The sequence below is a fragment of the Priestia sp. ST2 genome (assembly GCF_055810735.1).
Genome location: NZ_JBVVNT010000001.1, coordinates 144,399 through 162,168, shown reverse-complemented (window position 1 = coordinate 162,168; position 17,770 = coordinate 144,399). Strand labels below are relative to the sequence as shown.

Genomic DNA, 17,770 nt, shown 5'->3' with positions numbered 1-17,770 from the left:
GAGATGTGGAAATCCACATCTCTTTTCTTATTCTTATGAACGAAGCGTTGCACCAAATTCTTTTTCTACAGCCTCTAACACTGCACCATGTGCTTTTGCTACTTCTTCATCAGTTAATGTACGTTCAGGATCTAAGTATCGTAAAGAGAAAGCTACAGATTTCTTGCCTTCTTCCATACGCTCGCCTTCATATAGATCAAATACCGTCACGTCTTTTAAAAGTTCTCCGCCCGTCGTATAGATGACGCGCTGAACTTCTCCTGCAAGAACGTTTTTATCTACCACAAGTGCAATATCACGTGTAATAGATGGGAATCTTGGAATAGCTGAATAACGAACTTCTTCGACATCTGCAGCTAATAGCTCTTGAAGGTGTAATTCAAATACGTATGTTTCACGAAGACCATACTGTTTCTGAGCAACAGGATGAACTTGACCTACGTATCCAATTTCTTTTTCATCTAACCATACAGCCGCTGTACGTCCAGGGTGCATACCGTCTTTTTTAACAGGAGCATATGAGATTCGTTTCTCCAAACCAAGCTGTGCAAATAACCCTTCTAGTACACCTTTAATCACATAGAAATCAACGACTTTCTTTTCACCTTGCCAGCCGTGAGCATGCCATAGACCCGTGATTGCACCTGCTACGCGCTCCTGCTCATCCGGTAATTCTCCTTCACCTTTAGATAAGAACACTGAGCCTGTTTCGTATAGCGCAATAGAATCCGACTGGCGAGCATTATTATGCTTCACTGCTTCTAGCAAATGAGGCACTAAGCTTTGACGAAGGATACTGCGATCTTCACTCATCGGCATTGCTAGACCAATCGTACTTGTTGCATTTAGTGCAAACTGAGTAGCTTTTTCAGCGCTCGTTAGCGAATATGTTGTTGTTTGTGCTAGTCCCGCACCTTCTAAGAAACGGCGAATTTTACGGCGTCCAAGCTGATACTCTGTTAGTTTTCCTGGAGTTGCCACTGTTACAGGAAGCGTTGTAGGAAGGTTGTCATAGCCATACATACGTGCTACTTCCTCGACGATATCTTCTTCAATTGTAATATCGCCTCTACGAGTTGGCACTGTTACAACAATGGTTTCGTCTTCCACTTTGTTTTCAAATTGAAGACGGTTCATAATGTCTTGTACTTCTTCCATTGATAGCTCTGTACCAAGCACATCGTTAATACGGCCAAGTGACACAGCTACAACAGCAGGTTCCACAGTTAGTGTATCTACTTCTACAGTACCGCTTACCACTTCACCTGAAGCGTATTCAGCCATTAATTCTGCTGCGCGGTCAGCAGCTACACGCGTACGGTTAGGATCAATTCCTTTTTCAAAACGAGCGCTTGCCTCACTGCGAAGACCGTGGTCTTTTGAAGCTTGGCGAACCGTTAAGCCTTTGAAGTAAGCTGATTCAATGAGAACATTTACCGTATCGTCTTTTACTTCGGAGTTCGCTCCGCCCATTACACCTGCAAGAGCTACCGGCTCACTGCCGTTTGTAATGACAAGCTGATTGCCTTTTAATACGCGCTCTTGATCATCAAGTGTTACAAACTTTTCGCCTTCTGACGCGTGACGTACAACAATTTCTTTTGAACCAAGACGATCATAGTCAAAAGCATGCAGCGGCTGGCCGTATTCAAGCAAAATATAGTTGGTAATATCAACAACGTTGTTATGAGGTCGAATACCAGCTGCCATTAAACGCGTTTGCATCCATAATGGTGACGGAGCAATTTTTACGTTTTTCACAACGCGCGCTACATAAAGCGGATTGTCTTCTTTTGCCTCTACTTTAACGGAAATATAATCAGCTGCTTGCTCATCAGACGTTTGCACGTTTACTGACGGATACTTCACTTCACGACGTAAAATAGCAGCCACTTCATGTGCTACGCCTAACATACTTAAGCAGTCTGAACGGTTTGGTGTTAGCCCTAGTTCTAATACTTCATCGTTTAAGTTTAATGCATCTAGTGCATCCGCTCCTACTTCAGCATCGCTTGGGAACACGAAGATGCCTTCTTGATAATCTTTTGCCACAAGCTTGCTTTCAATGCCAAGCTCTTGAAGAGAACAAATCATACCGTTCGATTCTTCACCGCGAAGCTTAGCACGCTTGATTTTAAAGTTACCTGGAAGTACAGCTCCCACTTTTGCAACCGCTACTTTTTGACCTTGTGCCACGTTTGGTGCTCCGCACACGATTTGAACGATTTCTCCTCCGCCAAGATCTACTTGACAGCGGCTTAATTTATCAGCATTTGGATGCTGTTCACGTTCTACAACGTGACCAATTACCACTCCGCTGATGCCTTTATTTAAGTTTTCTACACCTTCAACTTCAATTCCACTTTTTGTGATTTTATCTGCTAACTCTTCTGCCGTTACGCCTGATAAGTCAACATACTCTTGTAACCAACGATAAGATACAAACATCGTAGCCCCTCCTTTATACTTGTTTAAATTGATCTAAGAAACGAACATCATTTGTATAGAAATGACGAATATCATCCACGCCGTGTTTTAACATAGCAATACGCTCTACACCGATTCCAAAAGCAAAACCACGATATTTAGTTGAATCGTATCCAGCCATTTCAAGGACATTTGGATGAACCATGCCAGCTCCTAAAATTTCAATCCAGCCTGTTTGTTTACATACATTACAGCCTTTACCTCCACATTTTGCACACGATACGTCTACTTCTACAGACGGCTCAGTGAACGGGAAGAAACTTGGACGAAGACGAATTTCACGGTCTGCACCGAACATCTTTTTCACAAATACTTCAAGCGTGCCTTTTAAATCGCTCATACGAATGTTTTCGTCTACTACAAGACCTTCAATTTGCATGAATTGATGAGAATGCGTAGCATCATCGTCATCGCGGCGGTACACTTTACCCGGGCAAATAATTTTAACAGGTCCTTTGCCTTCATTCTTGTTCATAACACGAGCTTGAACAGTTGATGTATGCGTGCGAAGAAGCGTTTCTTCCGTAATATAAAACGTATCTTGCATATCACGTGCTGGGTGACCTTTTGGCAAGTTCAGCGCTTCGAAATTATAGTAGTCCTGCTCTACTTCCGGTCCTTCTGCTACTTCATAGCCCATTCCTAAGAATAAATCTTCTACTTCTTCAACCACGCTTGTTAGCGGGTGATGCGTACCTGCTTTAACAGGGCGTCCTGGAAGCGTTACGTCGATTGTTTCTGAAGCAAGTTTACGCTCTACCTCAGCTGCTTCTAACGCCGTTTGTTTTTCTTCAATTTTAGATGCAATAGCTTCACGCACTTCATTTGCAAGTGCTCCCATTACAGGACGCTCTTCAGCTGAAAGTTTTCCCATACCGCGAAGTACTTCTGTAATAGGGCCTTTCTTTCCTAAATAAGCTACGCGTACGTCGTTTAATTCTTTTAAAGCACTTGCTGCTTCGACTTTTGCAATTGCTTCTTGTTGAAGTTCTTGTAAACGTTCTTTCATCACTTATTCCTCCTTTTAACGTAAAAAATGACAAATAAAAAAACCTCCTCCCAAAAAAGGGACGAGGATTAGTCGCGTTACCACCCTTGTTAACTATATACACAGACGTATACAGTTCACTTCATTCAAGTTAACGGAATCTCCGGAACACCTTTACATCTATGTAAGATGGTCTAAGTGTCAACTCAAGAGGTGAATTCACTTATTACATTTATAAAAATGCTTTCAGTCGCGGCATTTTCTCCCTGCATAAACGGACATAAGCTACTGCTCTCTTTCATCGTTTTTTACATATGTAACTATTGTATTATTATAGTGAAAACACGTTCTCGATGCAACTACATTCCGCGTAAATAATAAAGTAAGATTCCAGAAGCGATGGCAACATTTAGCGACTCGCTCTTTCCATAGATGGGAAGGTACAGATTCTGATCCGTTTGTTCCAGCACTTTCTCGCTTACGCCGTTTCCTTCATTTCCCACAATCAGCGCAAATTCGTTTGAAGGTTTTACGCATGAGTAGACCTTTCCATTTTGTAGAGACGTGCCGTAAACTGCTATTCCTCTTTCTTTTAACAGTGAAATCATTTCGAGTAAATCGCTTTTTACAATTGGAAGATGAAAAATAGCTCCTTGCGTTGAACGAACGACTTTTGGGTTGTACACATCCACGCTGCCCTCTCCAACGATAATAGCGTCCACTCCGGCAGCATCAGCGGTTCGAATAATCGTACCTAGGTTACCTGGATCTTGCACCGCATCTAAAAGCAATACTTTCTGTGCTGTATGAATGATTTCTGCATGCTTCGTTTGAAAACACACAGCGATAATTCCTTGAGGTGTTTCGGTGTCAGATAATAATTTGATTATTGCTTCGTTGACAACGGTTATTTCAATACCGTCTATGTTCCACTGTGCTGGCACTTCGATCGATTCGCGTATAATTAGTTCCTTTACGCAATCCTTATTTTTGATAGCTTCTTCGACTAAATGAAAGCCTTCTACCATAAAAAGGCCCTGCTTATCACGGTCTTTTTTATTATGCAGCTTTTTCCACGCTTTTACCTGCGGATTTTTAACTGAATCAATTTGTTTCACAAACATAACTCCTTTATCTATATAAAAATAAATAGTTCGATTACATTTTGCTCAATAATCATTAGATAAGTTTCACTTTATTGTACATAGAAATCGCAAAGAAAACAAAAACTATTGGTAACTTTACGATAGCTGAGGTGAAAATGATGGATCTTAATTTACGAAATGCTGTTATTGCAAACGTTTCAGGAAACTCAAAAGAAGAGCTTGAAGCTACAATTTCTGACGCTATTCAAAGCGGCGAGGAAAAAATGCTCCCTGGACTTGGTGTTTTATTTGAGGTGCTTTGGGAAAAGTCTCCAGAATCAGAAAAAGAAGAAATTCTGACAACGCTTGAAAACGGTTTAAAATAAATAGCCTTGTCCTATGTACAGCAAAAAGCTCATTCTCCTAGGAGAATGAGCTTTTTTTAATTATACGTAATTGCGTTTACCGTATTTCGGTCTAAGCGTTTAATTACTTCCGCAATTAATTTAACTGCATTTTCATAATCATCACGATGAAGCATCGCTGCATGAGAATGGATATAACGAGTTGCGATCGTAATTGAAAGTGCTGGCACCCCGTTAGCTGAAATATGGATAGAACCTGAGTCCGTACCACCTCCAGCGATTGCATCAAATTGATATGGAATATTTAATTCATCTGCCACATCTACCACTGTATCTCGAAGTCCTTTATGAGAAACCATGGAAGCATCATATAAAATGATTTGCGGACCCTCTCCCATTTTAGAAGATGCTTCTTTATCAGAAACACCAGGTGTATCTCCAGCGATGCCGACATCAACAGCAAATGCAATATCCGGTTCAATAAAGTTAGCGGATGTTTTTGCACCTCGAAGTCCAACTTCTTCTTGCACCGTTCCTACACCATACACAACATTTTCATGTGTTTCATTTTTTAAAGCTTTTAATACATCGATAGCGATTGCACAGCCGATACGGTTATCCCAGGCTTTCGCTAGCAGCATCTTTTCGTTGTTCATAACCGTAAATTCGAAATAAGGCACAACCTGATCACCAGGTTTCACTCCCCACTCCGCTACTTCTTCTCTGCTAGAGGCACCAATATCGATGAACATATCTTTAATGTCAACTGGCTTTTTACGAACTTCTGGAGGCAGGATATGAGGAGGCTTTGAGCCAATAATCCCCGTTACCTCTCCTTTAGATGTAACGATGGTTACGCGTTGAGCAAGCATCACTTGAGACCACCATCCGCCTACCGTTTGAAAACGAATAAAGCCGCGTTCATCAATTTGAGTCACCATAAAGCCTACTTCATCTAAGTGACCGGCTACCATAATTTTAGGCCCTTGTTCGTTGCCCACTTTTTTTGCAATCAAACTGCCTAGCCCATCCGTCGTTACTTCATCTGCATAAGGTGCAATATATTTCTTCATAACCTCACGCGGTTCACGCTCATTGCCAGGAATTCCTTTTGCATCTGTTAGTGCTTTAAGCATCGTCAATGTTTCATCTAACTTTGTCATATGGATTACCCCTTTCATATGTATACCTCTATTATAGCTAAAAAGAGGTTGAAGTAAAATTTCCCATCCCTTTATTTCTAGTATCCTTGTTCTTGGCGTTTAAAATTCACTTCATTTTTTGAGATGTACGCCTTTTCAATATGTTCAGCGGAAAAACCAAACATATCGCCAAGCGTCATGTAAGATACAAACATGTCCACATAGTTTTCTTTCGACTGATCCTGCTCGAAAGCAGCAACTTGTGCAAATACCTGTAAAAATTGTGCTGTTTTTGAATCACTTGCTTTTGCATCTGGTAACTCAGTTAAATCATCGTATCCTTTTTCAATCCCTAAAGAAAGGATAAAATGTACACCGTCCACAAATTCTTCTAAAATAACAGCGTCTTCAGCCGGAGGTTTGACGCTCCAAAATTTGAAGCAGCGCGTTTCGTTTGCCAGCTCTCCCATTTCGACAAGCAGTGCTAAAAGCTTTCTCGGAATCAAATCTTCCTTATGAAGCTCATGCTTATCCTCTATATGCTGATCCAGCTGGCGCTGCATGGTAAATAGCTGTTGTAAATTCAATGTAATCACTCCTGTAATTATGTATATCTTCTTCTTTTTAAACCAATAAAGAAATTATATCAAAAATCATGAAACTTTTTAGAAACTCGAACGTAAAGTAAGAAAACTGTGCCTTGTAAAGGAGGGAGCGTTATGTTTGTTATTGTTATCGTTCGCGTGTTCATTTTCGCGCTTGTTGCTTACACACTATTAAAGCTGGTTCAGCATTTTCGCAGTCCAAAGCGGAAGCTTGTAGCAGCTCAGGAACATCAGCAATTTTTTGTCGTTGACGAAAAAACGAATATCCGCAAAAATTTTCTACTAACGTATAAAGGTATTTTATTTGAAGGAGAAAAATACAGCAATCCCAATGAACCAGAATCTTTGTCAATTACAATGGTGTTAACAGATCCATCTCGATTACATGAACTGAAAAAGCAAGATTTCAAGCTGCTGGAAAGCCACGTACACGACATGTATCCAAATGCTCCTATTCGCTGGAAAAGCCCCGTTCGAGAATTTTTACACTGAGCACAACATCATTTGTGCTCAGCTGATAACAAAAAAGAAAAGTAAATCAAGAGCAGCAAGAATAGGAAAACCTACTGTAAACGATGTGTGCTTCGTTTTATGACGATAGCAATACATACCAATTAGTCCTCCAAGAGCTCCTCCGATAGCAGCTACCGTCCACAGTGTGCTTTCGGCAATTCTCCACTCATGTCTTTTCGCTTTTTGTTTATCTCTATACATCATTCCTACCCCTACTATATTAATAACAATAAAATAGGTAAGCAGCAGTTCATTCATGATATGTCCTCCGATAGCAAAAAAGCCTCATCATCTAAAGATGACGAGACTTTATATTCATTACTTATCTAAGCCTTTTTTAGCAGCAGTTGCTAATTCAGCAAATGCTTTTTCATCAGCTACAGCTAAGTCAGCAAGCATTTTGCGGTTAACTTCAATACCTGCTAATTTTAAACCGTGCATTAAACGGCTGTAAGAAAGACCGTTCATACGAGCAGCTGCATTAATACGTGTGATCCATAATTTACGGAAGTCACGTTTTTTCTGACGACGGTCACGATAAGCATACATGTGAGATTTCATAACTTGCTGATTAGCAACTTTATATAATCTATGCTTCGAACCGAAGAAACCTTTAGCTAATTTTAAAACTTTTTTACGACGTTTGCGTGTTACTGTACCGCCTTTTACGCGTGGCATAATTGTTTACCTCCTGTATTGTTTCTATCTCAACCCAAATTACTTAATGTTATCTAATAAGTGACGGATACGTTTGAAGTCACCTTTGCTTACTAAAGAACCTTTACGTAATTTACGCTTTTGTTTTGTAGATTTGTTAGCGAATAAATGGCTTGTGTAAGCACGAGCACGTTTTAATTTACCGCTTCCAGTCTTTTTGAAACGCTTTGCAGCGCCGCGATGTGTTTTCATTTTTGGCATGGGGTGTTCCTCCTCGTTCTATTACTTTTCGTTTTTAGGTGCCAAGACTAAGAACATGCTGCGGCCTTCCATTTTAGGAGCCGATTCAACTGAACTTACATCTTCGCAAGCTTGTGAAAAACGTTCAAGTACTTTTTGGCCAATCCCTTTATGAGTAATGGCACGACCTTTAAAGCGAATAGACGCTTTCACTTTGTCACCTTTTTCAAGGAACTTGCGTGCGTTACGAAGTTTAGTGTTAAAATCATGTTCATCAATTGTTGGACTTAAACGAACTTCTTTTAAGTTTACAACTTTTTGGTTTTTACGAGCTTCTCTTTCTTTACGTTGTTGCTCATAGCGGAATTTACCGTAGTCCATAATACGACATACCGGCGGTTTCGCATTTGCAGCAACCATTACTAAGTCAAGATTTACTCGTGAAGCAATTTCTAATGCTTCATTTTTTGATTTAATTCCTAATTGTTCACCGTTTTGATCAATTAGACGAACTTCGCGAGCTCGAATGCCCTCGTTTACCATCATGTCCTTGCTAATAAGTAGCCACCTCCAAGGTTTAATGAGCGAATACGCTTGCTTAGACCGATTATTAACTCACACAAAAAAGTGTGAGTACATACTGCACCCACACTTCTATCGTTTTAATTAAGATACGATGTACCTGCTAACTGCTCTATGCGTCACTCAGGTGAGAAGCGGGTGCTTCTTCTTCTGTATAAACAAGTATTCAATTACTTAAGCTATTATAGTATCAACAAAGACAAAAGTCAATGATTTCGTTCTTTTTTCACAACAAAAATTATTGTATCAAAGGAAAAACATTTATGCAACAGTTTTTTATAAATGTTAGATAAAAAAGCAGAGAATTTCAATTCTCTGCTTTTTTCATTAGCGAGATGCTTCTGCTTTTACATTTTGTAAAAAGGCTTGGAAGTCCACTGTTTCTGAATTCTGCTCACCGTATTTACGTACGTTTACTGCTTTATCTGCTACTTCTTTATCCCCTACAACAAGCATATAAGGAATTTTTTGCATTTGAGCCTCACGGATTTTATAGCCGATTTTCTCATCGCGAGAATCAAGTTCCACACGAATACCCGCCAGCTGCAGCTGTTCTTGCACTTCTTTTGCATACTCAAGGTGAACGGTAGGTGATACCGGAATCACTTGAACTTGTACAGGTGCTAACCACGTTGGGAAAGCTCCTTTGTATTCTTCGATTAAGAAAGCTACAAAACGTTCCATTGTTGACACCACGCCGCGGTGAATAACAACCGGTCGATGTTGTTTCCCGTCTTCTCCTACATACGTTAAATCAAATCGTTCAGGAAGTAAGAAATCCAATTGAACCGTAGATAGCGTCTCTTCTTTACCAAGAGCTGTTTTAACTTGAACATCTAGTTTTGGACCGTAGAATGCCGCTTCGCCTTCAGCTTCATAATAATCAAGGTCAAGCTCATCCATTGCGTCTTTTAACATGCTTTGTGCTTTTTCCCACATTGCATCATCATCAAAGTATTTTTCTGTATCTGCAGGGTCACGGTAAGATAGACGGAATGAATAATTTTCAAATCCAAAATCTTTATAAACCGCTTCAACTAAGCGAACTACACGAATAAATTCTTCTTTGATTTGGTCGGGACGTACGAAGATATGCGCATCATTTAGCGTCATGCCTCGAACACGCTGAAGTCCTGATAATGCTCCTGACATTTCGTAGCGGTGCATCGTTCCAAGCTCAGCAATACGGATTGGAAGCTCACGATAGCTGTGAATACCTTGTTTGTAAACCATCATGTGATGAGGACAGTTCATCGGACGAAGAACCAGGTCTTCGTTATCCATTTCCATTGCAGGGAACATGTCATCTTGGTAGTGCTCCCAGTGACCAGACGTTTTGTAAAGTTCTACACTTCCGAGCACTGGAGTGTAAACGTGCTGATAACCAAGGCTTACTTCTTTATCTACGATATAACGCTCGATAATACGGCGGATCGTCGCACCTTTTGGAAGCCATAAAGGCAGACCTTGTCCTACTTTTTGAGAATTTGTAAATAAGTTTAGCTCTTTACCAAGTTTACGGTGATCACGTTCTTTTGCTTCTTCAAGAAGACGAAGATGCTCGTCTAAATCTGCTTTTGTAAAGAATGCTGTACCGTAAATACGCTGCAGCATTTGATTATCGCTGTCTCCGCGCCAATAAGCACCCGCCACGCTTAATAGTTTAAATTCTTTAATTTTGCCTGTTGACGGCACGTGCACGCCTCGGCAAAGGTCAAAGAATTCGCCTTGTTGGTAAATCGTAACCTTTTCACCTGCTGGAATCGCATCGATCAATTCAAGCTTCAGTTCATCGCCAACTTCTTTAAAAAGTTGAATGGCTTCTTCACGAGAAACTTCTTTTCGTTCAATTTCAATATTTGAATTAACGATTTTTTTCATTTCTTTTTCAATTTTACCTAAATCTTCAGGAGTAATTGATTCTTCCATATCGATGTCATAGTAAAAACCGTTTTCGATAACCGGCCCTACACCTAGCTGTACTTTTGTATCTTTGTATAAACGTTTGATTGCTTGAGCCATTAAATGCGCTGTACTGTGACGCATAATTTCAAGCGCTTCAGGAGCATCTTGTGTAATGATTTCAAGACTGCCATCTTCTTCGATTGGCGTACGTAAATCCAGCAGCTCGCCGTTTACTTTGCCTGCTAATGCTTTTTTCTTTAATCCCGGGCTAATAGAAGCCGCAATATCTTCTGTTGATGATCCTTTTGGATACTCTTTAACAGCTCCATCAGGGAATGTCATTTTGATTACTTCTGACACAACTTTCCACTCCTTTAACATAACTGAATAAACTTTTTGTAAAAACAAAAAACTCGTCCCTTATCAAAAGGGACGAGTTGTGTATACACGCGGTACCACCCTTGTTTCCTCTTCGTATCTTGGATAACCCAAAGAACCCGAAGCGGCTCGAGGTTTTATAACGGAAATTCCGTCAGTAATTACTAGAGGCTCTGCTCGTTTACTACTGAAGTTTAGAGGTGGTAAGAATATATTCCGTGTTAGGAGATTTTCAGCCTGGATCTCCCTCTCTACAAACCGTAAATATACACTCATGTCCTCATCATAACTTGTAACATATAGCTGTTTTTCAATATGCATTTATTATATTCATTTTCAAAATAGAAATCAACCTTTCACGTTATATTTTGCTTTTGATCAAACGGAAATTCATTTTTTTCGTATAACATAACTTTTTCTTGGAAGATATTTTGAATGGTATAAACAAAATCATGATCATGCTGGTCGCTATACAGATGAATAGCAGCTGGAGATAAACTTAGCAAAGGCGCGATAATAGTTGAGTCTATGTATAATGATTCTTGTTCAGATAAAAAGGCCTCTGCTAGAGCTGCACATTCACGTTCAGGAACATATCTACTGTTGTGGTCGTACAGTACAAACTTGTTTTTGTTCAAGTGCATTACATACACGTTACCTGTAGATGACTGTCTTTCATTAGCTGCTTGACGCAGCTGATGAATAAGAATTTGATAGTCTTGTTCAAGCTTATATTCATCAATCGCCAGCTCGGCATAATAGCGCAGCCGCTCTTGATATTCTTTTAAACGGAATTGGAGAAAAGACTCAAAGGTGAATGTTACATTATGAATGAAGAAGTCTTGAAGAGCCTGGCGGATAAGTAATTCTCTTGGAAGAGAAAATGTTTTTTGCGGAATTTCGCCTCTCTCTCCTTCCATAATCCCCCCCATAATTTGAAGCAGCAAATCTTGCTCTTCCTCTTCTGAATAGAAAAATTGTTCTTTTAATATGTTTACCATCATCTTTTTTTCTTTCTTTTTTAAAATTACGTGGGTTAATACCGGTATCACCATGTCTTGTAAAATGGCCTCTCTATTGTATGTCTCATCAATGACTAAAAGCTGATTATTCACCAGCTTCAAGCACTGTGAACCATATGATAAAGCGCTTCGCTTCGCGCATAAAGACTCATATACAACGACTGCGTCTTCTACATATTTAAAGAATATTTTCATTCCTCATAGCCCCCCTTTGGACACGCTTTATTAATGTATATGGGGCAACATGCAAAAAAATGAGCAAGTCGTTACAAGAAATGTAAAACGACCTGCTCATCTATTTCGTTTATTCTCTCCATTCATTTCAACAGGAATGGCTAGAGACTTAATTCGTTCCATGACACGAGCGGCTTTGAGCTCTTCCTGCTCGCCTCTTTGGGTATAAGTCAAATGATGTTGTAGCTCTTTAAAATTTAAATTCGAGCTGAAAAATGTCGGCAAATTTTCGAGCATACGGAATTGTAAAATGGTTCCGAGCACATCGTCTCGCATCCAGCTCGTTACGGATTCTGCTCCGAGATCATCAAGCATAAGAACCGGTACTTTTTTGACATACTCTATTTTCTCATTGAAACTTTGATCTTGAAACGAACCTTTTAACTCACGCAAAAACTCAGGGACATACAGAATGGTAGATTTCACTTTCTTTTCAGCTAACGCATTGGCAATTGCTCCAAGAAAATACGTTTTCCCCACACCAAACGAACCATGTAAATATAAAGCTTTCATTTTCTTATTCGGCTCATATTCTCGCACAAAATCTCTTACTAGTTTAATGGCTTCAAATCTTCCCTGCTCAATTTCAATATCAGACATTGTTGCCTGTAAAATTTCTTTAGGCACGTACATACACTGAATAAAAGATTCTTGTTCTTTTCGCTCATCTTCTTGTACTTTTCTAGGACAGCGTTCATACTGTAAATCAATATTACGGCCTTTTACAACCAGCTGAGGGTGGTATCCTTTCACCATGTTGACACAGCTTTGCAGAGAAGGACACTTGTCACAGCATTTGCTTTGATCGATAAATTCATGCATCTTCATCAGACCTCGGTCAACCATTTGCTCATCTAACTCATGGCGATGCTCTTGCAAAAATGTTTTGACTTCGGGATTAGACAGGATACTGTTTCTTAATGCTTCTAAGCGTGCTTTAAAATCCTTTTTGTTCACTAACTGATTTAGTGAATCATTGATAGGCTTCATCTTTTTCACCTCATCTCTATCATACCTGCTTTTTATTCTTTATGCTTTTGTTTTAGCTCTTGATCTAACTGCTTGAGCTCTTCTTGTAGCTTTCGTTTTTCTTCTTCAAATCCGTCCACTTCTTTTGAAGGCTGCTTTTTCTCTTCTTTTTCTTCATCGCTCAGCCACTCTGGCACCATTTCTTTACGCACAATTTTTCGTCCAGCCGTTTTTTTATTTTGCTTTGCTTCGGTCCAATTCTGATATTCTTTCTGTTCATTTTTAGCTAAATTCATGGCATCTTGAACAGTTTGTACCTTTTTGCGCGCCCAGTGTCCAGCAATTTTCTCTACATAGCTCTTAGATAATTTCATATCGGATCTCAGCATCACGTAGTAAATTAGAACATTTACTACCCCTGGTGAAAGCTTTTGGTTAAACATCACTTCTTCGATCATTTGCAAATCTGCTTTTGAAGGCTCTGCTCCCCCGGAAAACTCGATCAAAAGCTGTCGAGGAGAAGTCACTTCAAGCTGTTGAATGAGCTGCTCTTCCTTTGTCTGCGGCTGCTTTTCCTGCATGGTACGAAGCATAGGCGGCTGAATTTGTTCGCTTAGATTTGGAAGTGCTTCTCCATTTTCAAATTGGTAAAAGGACTGTGCTGCTTTTCTAAGCAATTCAATATCAACTTGATCGTTCTCATTTAGCGAATCGAGCACCACATTTTTCATTTGAAGAGGATCGATACCGTATAAAAAGGCTAGCTTTTCAATCGCTTGTTTTACTTTAGATGTAATAGACCTTTTCGAAATCATTGAATCTGTTAGACCTGCTAAAAATAAATCAAAATCAAAGGAATCCGGGCTCATCTCAATAGAAGCGCGTTTGGAGGAATCCACAAAGTCCGTTTGAGCATCAGGAGAAAATACATCCTTGCTTTCAGACTGAAAACTTGGAGCCAGCTCCGTTGCTTTAACTGATTTAAATACATCGTTAAATGAATGCGTCACATCTTTGAACAATTGCTCATCGACGAGTGAATCTGAAAAATAATTTTTTACTTTTTGAAAGATAGATTTTCCGAGTCGGTTATATAAATATACATTTAACACGCCGTCGTTAAAAAACTGATGGGGCGTCAGAGGAGGAATGAGCTCATAAATGAACACACGAACATCATCTTCTTCCTTAATATATGTTTTTAACAAACCAATGCCTTCTAATTTTAACCGCTCATGGTAAATAGCTTTCAAATTAATTTGCATCATTGACATTAGATGATGATGCGTAGACTCTTTCCCCCATAAACGATCTTGTTCCAGCTCGCTCCATAACGTCATATACAGACCAAAGCACGTTGTACCCACCAACGGCTGATAGAGCATGGTTAAAATCTTTCGGTCGTATTCCTGCAGTATGCCGTTCGAACGAACAACATAACGATCGACCGGTATCATTTCTTTCCAATGTTGTTCTTTCATGTCGTTCCCTACCTACTTTTAAAGTAATAGAAATGACAAAAAAAGAGCCTAAAGAATACTTCAATAGCTCTTTTACAGTCGTTCCTTCTTAATTAAATCTTTTAATTCATCAATAAATACATTGATGTCTTTAAATTGTCGGTATACAGAAGCAAATCGAACATAAGAGACTTCATCGATAGCAGCTAATCGCTCCATCACCATTTCTCCTACAACATCTGACTGCACCTCTGATGTACCCTGACTGCGCAGCTCTGTTTCAATATCGTGTACCGTATCTTCTAATTGTTTTAAGCTTACTTGGCGTTTTTCACACGCCTTAATTAACCCTCGAAGGATTTTGTCTTTGCTGAACTCTTCTCTCGCTCCATCTTTTTTTACAACAATTAACGGAAGTTCTTCTACTTTCTCAAAAGTTGTAAAACGATAGTGACACTCTTCGCATTCACGTCTTCTACGAATAGAGCGGCCTTCTTCTACAGGGCGCGAGTCCAGCACTCTCGTTCCATTGTAATGACAGGATGGGCACTTCATATTCTCAGCTCCAATAATAAACCTTGTTTTTCTTTTTATTTTCTCTTATATAAGTTAATTTCCATCTATGTTAGCCGGCTATTCGCCATTTATTATGATTTTTATCATCATTTCCTTTAACAAACACGATGCTGTATTAAAGGATTTGCTTTATTCCATCTTATAGAAAACAAGGCTTGAATACAAGTAAAGGAAAAGGAATTTCCCCATTTTATTTCCTGAAATTCAAAAATGATAAGGAACTTACGAAGAAAGAGGAATGAGTTTTTGATCAAAGCTCTTATAAAGCGTACGTACAAGTTCTTTACTAAAACCAAAATCAACCGGCACCACTTTTGATTCTGTTGTAGCAGAAAAATCGATAGCGGTTTCAAGAGGACGTACGTTAATAATGGTAATCACAACAAAAGCTTTTCTTCCTTTTACAACGTTTAAGCTAATCTCTCCTCGCTCTTCATATGCAGCAAGTATCTCTATCCCTTGCATGTGCTTCAACATTTCATGAACTTGCTTAAATGCATTCCCAGCTGTTGTTTTGTAATAATGCGTTTTTAGAGTCGGATCTGAATGGTAATCGCTTGTTTCCACATGATTAGAAAATAAAGATTTAACTGCTTGTACTACCCCCATGTTGTTATCCCCTTTGTTTTTGCGTATTAAAAATTTATATACTAAAAAGAGGTGTGTAATACACCTCTTAACTTACGTAATCAATCGACACTATTAAAGTGCATTCGCTTTAGTTTGTTTTACCTGAACAGGACCCATTCCACGTGGCAATTCAATTGTTTCACGTGTCTGTGCACTTAGAGCATCTGCAATATAATCTGCTGCGATTGTAGGATCTAAATGACCACAAGTATAAACATCGATACTTGCATAACCATGCTCTGGGAAGCTGTGAATCGTTAAATGTGATTCTGAAATAATAACAACGCCACTTACACCTTGAGGTGCAAATTTATGGAACGCTACTTCGCGAACTTCCGCACCGGATTTTAAAGCTGCATCAACAAACGTTTTTTCAATATAATCAATATCATTTAACTTATCGAAATCGCATCCCCATAATTCTGAGATGACATGACGACCCATTGTTTCCATAATGATATTTCCCCCTTTAACAATTTTTAATCGTTAAACATGAAGTTCTTTCGCCATATAGCATGTTAACTACCACGGGGGAAAGTTAGTCCAAAGAGGTCCTAACCCTTTAAGTAGCCACATCACCGAAAGGTACACAAGAAGTTCACGAAACATAGTATACTTTGTTTACATTTATTTTGCAATACGTGTTTTGATTTTATTAAAGATTGTTCTTGCAGATAGACCTATACAAATTACCCCTGTATTCTCGTGAGACAGTGTGTAAAAGCTGCTAAACGACTATTAATTTTTTATTAAAATTGAGGAAAATAAACACCCCTTTGCATGCTTATCTTATTGCTTTTCCCTATTCTTTTGGATAAAAACAAAAAAAACAGGGCGACAGCTCCCTGTTTTTTTAAAAGCAATCAATAGCTTTCTTAGCTTACTCTTATTTTTGATCCATTACGCATTTCTGCAGCAATATATCTTACCAAATCGACTACGCGCTGAGAGTAGCCCCACTCGTTATCGTACCAAGCTAACACTTTAATTTTATGATCTTCCATTACGATTGTGGATAGTCCATCTACAATAGCTGAATGAGGATTTGTATTAAAGTCAATTGATACGAGTGGTTCCATTGTTAAATTTAAAATATTCTTTAATGGTCCTTCAGCAGCTTTAATAAACGCTAAATTAACATCTTCCATCGTCACAGGTTTCCTTACATCCACAACTAAATCGACAAGCGATACGTTCGGCGTTGGCACACGAAGCGCCATCCCATGAAGTTTTCCTTTTAAATGAGGAAGAACTAATGAAAGTGCCTTGGCTGCTCCAGTGGTTGTAGGAATAATTGATTGAGCACACGCACGGGCTCTTCGCAAATCTTTATGCGGATTATCGATATTCTTTTGATCATTTGTATATGCATGAACGGTCGTCATTAAACCGTTTTCAATTGTGAACGCTTCGTCTAGTACCTTGACAACTGGAGCTAGACAATTTGTCGTACAAGAGGCATTGGAAATAATGTTATGCTGATTCACATCAAACTCTCGTTCGTTTACGCCCATCACAATGGTGATATCTTCTTGTTTACCCGGTGCCGTTAAGACAACTTTTTTCGCACCTGCTTCAATATGTAACTGCGCTTTTTCTCTTGAATTAAATTTTCCCGTTGCTTCAACAACTAGATCAATCCCAAGCTCTTTCCAAGGCAAATTCAGCGGATCACGTGAATTTAATAGCTGAATTCTTTTACCGTTAACAATCAGCGCATCATCATCACATTTGACATCTCCATTAAATGCTCCGTGTATAGAGTCATATTTGATTAAATGTGCTAACGTTTCTGCTGGATAAGATGCATTTATTGCAATAATATCCAAATTTTCCTCTGTAATCGCTGTGCGAAACACCATTCTTCCTATTCTCCCAAAACCATTAATGGCAATACGTGCTTTCATGGCTATACCCCTCTCTATATGTGTT

The 17,770-nt window shown here is 39.2% G+C and carries 19 protein-coding genes and 3 other annotated features; of the genes, 2 read left to right on the top strand and 17 right to left on the bottom strand.

Annotated elements, in window-relative coordinates:
- Window positions 1–33 precede the first annotated feature (33 nt).
- From pheT to AC0KUU_RS00795, 3 genes are all read right to left on the bottom strand, one after another.
- Window positions 34–2,448 (bottom strand): phenylalanine--tRNA ligase subunit beta, encoded by a 2,415-nt coding sequence (gene pheT / locus AC0KUU_RS00805; RefSeq protein WP_322552450.1) that lies wholly within the window; start codon window positions 2,446–2,448, stop codon window positions 34–36.
- Window positions 2,449–2,461: 13 nt separating this feature from the next.
- Window positions 2,462–3,496 (bottom strand): phenylalanine--tRNA ligase subunit alpha, encoded by a 1,035-nt coding sequence (gene pheS, locus AC0KUU_RS00800; RefSeq protein WP_014458064.1) that lies wholly within the window; start codon window positions 3,494–3,496, stop codon window positions 2,462–2,464.
- Window positions 3,497–3,550: 54 nt separating this feature from the next.
- Window positions 3,551–3,786 (bottom strand) — a binding site (T-box leader).
- 48 nt (window positions 3,787–3,834) lie between these two features.
- The gene (locus AC0KUU_RS00795) at window positions 3,835–4,599 is read right to left on the bottom strand and encodes a TrmH family RNA methyltransferase (protein ID WP_198530619.1); all 765 of its coding nucleotides are present in this window, start codon (window positions 4,597–4,599) and stop codon (window positions 3,835–3,837) included.
- A 140-nt stretch (window positions 4,600–4,739) separates the two neighbouring features.
- Between AC0KUU_RS00795 and sspI the strand changes: the two genes are divergently transcribed.
- Window positions 4,740–4,946 (top strand): small acid-soluble spore protein SspI, encoded by a 207-nt coding sequence (gene sspI / locus AC0KUU_RS00790; RefSeq protein ID WP_013059420.1) that lies wholly within the window; start codon window positions 4,740–4,742, stop codon window positions 4,944–4,946.
- A 56-nt stretch (window positions 4,947–5,002) separates the two neighbouring features.
- On the opposite strand, the gene AC0KUU_RS00785 is transcribed toward sspI, so the two are convergent.
- Both AC0KUU_RS00785 and AC0KUU_RS00780 read right to left on the bottom strand, forming a co-directional pair.
- Window positions 5,003–6,088, bottom strand: coding sequence for a M42 family metallopeptidase (locus AC0KUU_RS00785; RefSeq protein WP_016765694.1), 1,086 nt, complete (start codon window positions 6,086–6,088; stop codon window positions 5,003–5,005).
- Between the two features lie 77 nt (window positions 6,089–6,165).
- Window positions 6,166–6,654 carry a dUTP diphosphatase gene (locus tag AC0KUU_RS00780; RefSeq protein ID WP_016765695.1) on the bottom strand — a complete coding sequence of 163 codons (489 nt, stop codon included), beginning with the start codon at window positions 6,652–6,654 and terminating at the stop codon, window positions 6,166–6,168.
- Window positions 6,655–6,786: 132 nt separating this feature from the next.
- Here AC0KUU_RS00780 and AC0KUU_RS00775 point away from each other — a divergent pair, with 132 nt between their 5' ends.
- Window positions 6,787–7,164, top strand: coding sequence for a hypothetical protein (locus AC0KUU_RS00775; RefSeq protein WP_165575770.1), 378 nt, complete (start codon window positions 6,787–6,789; stop codon window positions 7,162–7,164).
- Window positions 7,165–7,182: 18 nt separating this feature from the next.
- On the opposite strand, the gene AC0KUU_RS00770 is transcribed toward AC0KUU_RS00775, so the two are convergent.
- The 12 genes from AC0KUU_RS00770 to AC0KUU_RS00715 all read right to left on the bottom strand — a co-directional run bounded on the left by AC0KUU_RS00770 (window position 7,183) and on the right by AC0KUU_RS00715 (window position 17,745).
- The gene (locus tag AC0KUU_RS00770) at window positions 7,183–7,443 is read right to left on the bottom strand and encodes a DUF1294 domain-containing protein (protein WP_013059424.1); all 261 of its coding nucleotides are present in this window, start codon (window positions 7,441–7,443) and stop codon (window positions 7,183–7,185) included.
- A gap of 60 nt (window positions 7,444–7,503) precedes the next feature.
- Window positions 7,504–7,863: a 50S ribosomal protein L20 gene (rplT, locus tag AC0KUU_RS00765; protein ID WP_013059425.1), complete on the bottom strand. Its 360-nt coding sequence runs from the start codon at window positions 7,861–7,863 to the stop codon at window positions 7,504–7,506.
- A gap of 39 nt (window positions 7,864–7,902) precedes the next feature.
- Window positions 7,903–8,103 (bottom strand): 50S ribosomal protein L35, encoded by a 201-nt coding sequence (rpmI, locus tag AC0KUU_RS00760; RefSeq protein ID WP_013059426.1) that lies wholly within the window; start codon window positions 8,101–8,103, stop codon window positions 7,903–7,905.
- Window positions 8,104–8,124: 21 nt separating this feature from the next.
- Window positions 8,125–8,628: a translation initiation factor IF-3 gene (gene infC, locus AC0KUU_RS00755; RefSeq protein WP_013059427.1), complete on the bottom strand. Its 504-nt coding sequence runs from the start codon at window positions 8,626–8,628 to the stop codon at window positions 8,125–8,127.
- Window positions 8,629–8,697: 69 nt separating this feature from the next.
- Window positions 8,698–8,820: a sequence feature (ribosomal protein L20 leader region), on the bottom strand.
- 171 nt (window positions 8,821–8,991) lie between these two features.
- Complete coding sequence (gene thrS / locus AC0KUU_RS00750; protein WP_409233872.1) at window positions 8,992–10,950, bottom strand: threonine--tRNA ligase; 1,959 nt, start codon at window positions 10,948–10,950, stop codon at window positions 8,992–8,994.
- A 44-nt stretch (window positions 10,951–10,994) separates the two neighbouring features.
- Window positions 10,995–11,243: a binding site (T-box leader), on the bottom strand.
- 60 nt (window positions 11,244–11,303) lie between these two features.
- Window positions 11,304–12,164 carry a sporulation protein YtxC gene (ytxC, locus tag AC0KUU_RS00745; protein ID WP_016765699.1) on the bottom strand — a complete coding sequence of 287 codons (861 nt, stop codon included), beginning with the start codon at window positions 12,162–12,164 and terminating at the stop codon, window positions 11,304–11,306.
- 96 nt (window positions 12,165–12,260) lie between these two features.
- Window positions 12,261–13,193: a primosomal protein DnaI gene (gene dnaI / locus AC0KUU_RS00740; RefSeq protein ID WP_013059430.1), complete on the bottom strand. Its 933-nt coding sequence runs from the start codon at window positions 13,191–13,193 to the stop codon at window positions 12,261–12,263.
- A 32-nt stretch (window positions 13,194–13,225) separates the two neighbouring features.
- Window positions 13,226–14,653, bottom strand: a complete 1,428-nt coding sequence (locus tag AC0KUU_RS00735; protein ID WP_043976021.1) for a replication initiation and membrane attachment family protein — start codon at window positions 14,651–14,653, stop codon at window positions 13,226–13,228.
- 72 nt (window positions 14,654–14,725) lie between these two features.
- Window positions 14,726–15,187: a transcriptional regulator NrdR gene (gene nrdR / locus AC0KUU_RS00730; protein WP_013059432.1), complete on the bottom strand. Its 462-nt coding sequence runs from the start codon at window positions 15,185–15,187 to the stop codon at window positions 14,726–14,728.
- A 243-nt stretch (window positions 15,188–15,430) separates the two neighbouring features.
- A complete protein-coding gene (locus AC0KUU_RS00725; RefSeq protein WP_043976018.1) occupies window positions 15,431–15,817 on the bottom strand; it encodes a hypothetical protein in 387 nt (128 codons plus the stop codon).
- A gap of 93 nt (window positions 15,818–15,910) precedes the next feature.
- Complete coding sequence (speD, locus tag AC0KUU_RS00720; protein WP_013059434.1) at window positions 15,911–16,291, bottom strand: adenosylmethionine decarboxylase; 381 nt, start codon at window positions 16,289–16,291, stop codon at window positions 15,911–15,913.
- Between the two features lie 422 nt (window positions 16,292–16,713).
- On the bottom strand, window positions 16,714–17,745 hold the full coding sequence (locus AC0KUU_RS00715) for a glyceraldehyde-3-phosphate dehydrogenase (protein WP_013085186.1): 1,032 nt from the start codon (window positions 17,743–17,745) through the stop codon (window positions 16,714–16,716).
- Window positions 17,746–17,770 lie beyond the last annotated feature (25 nt).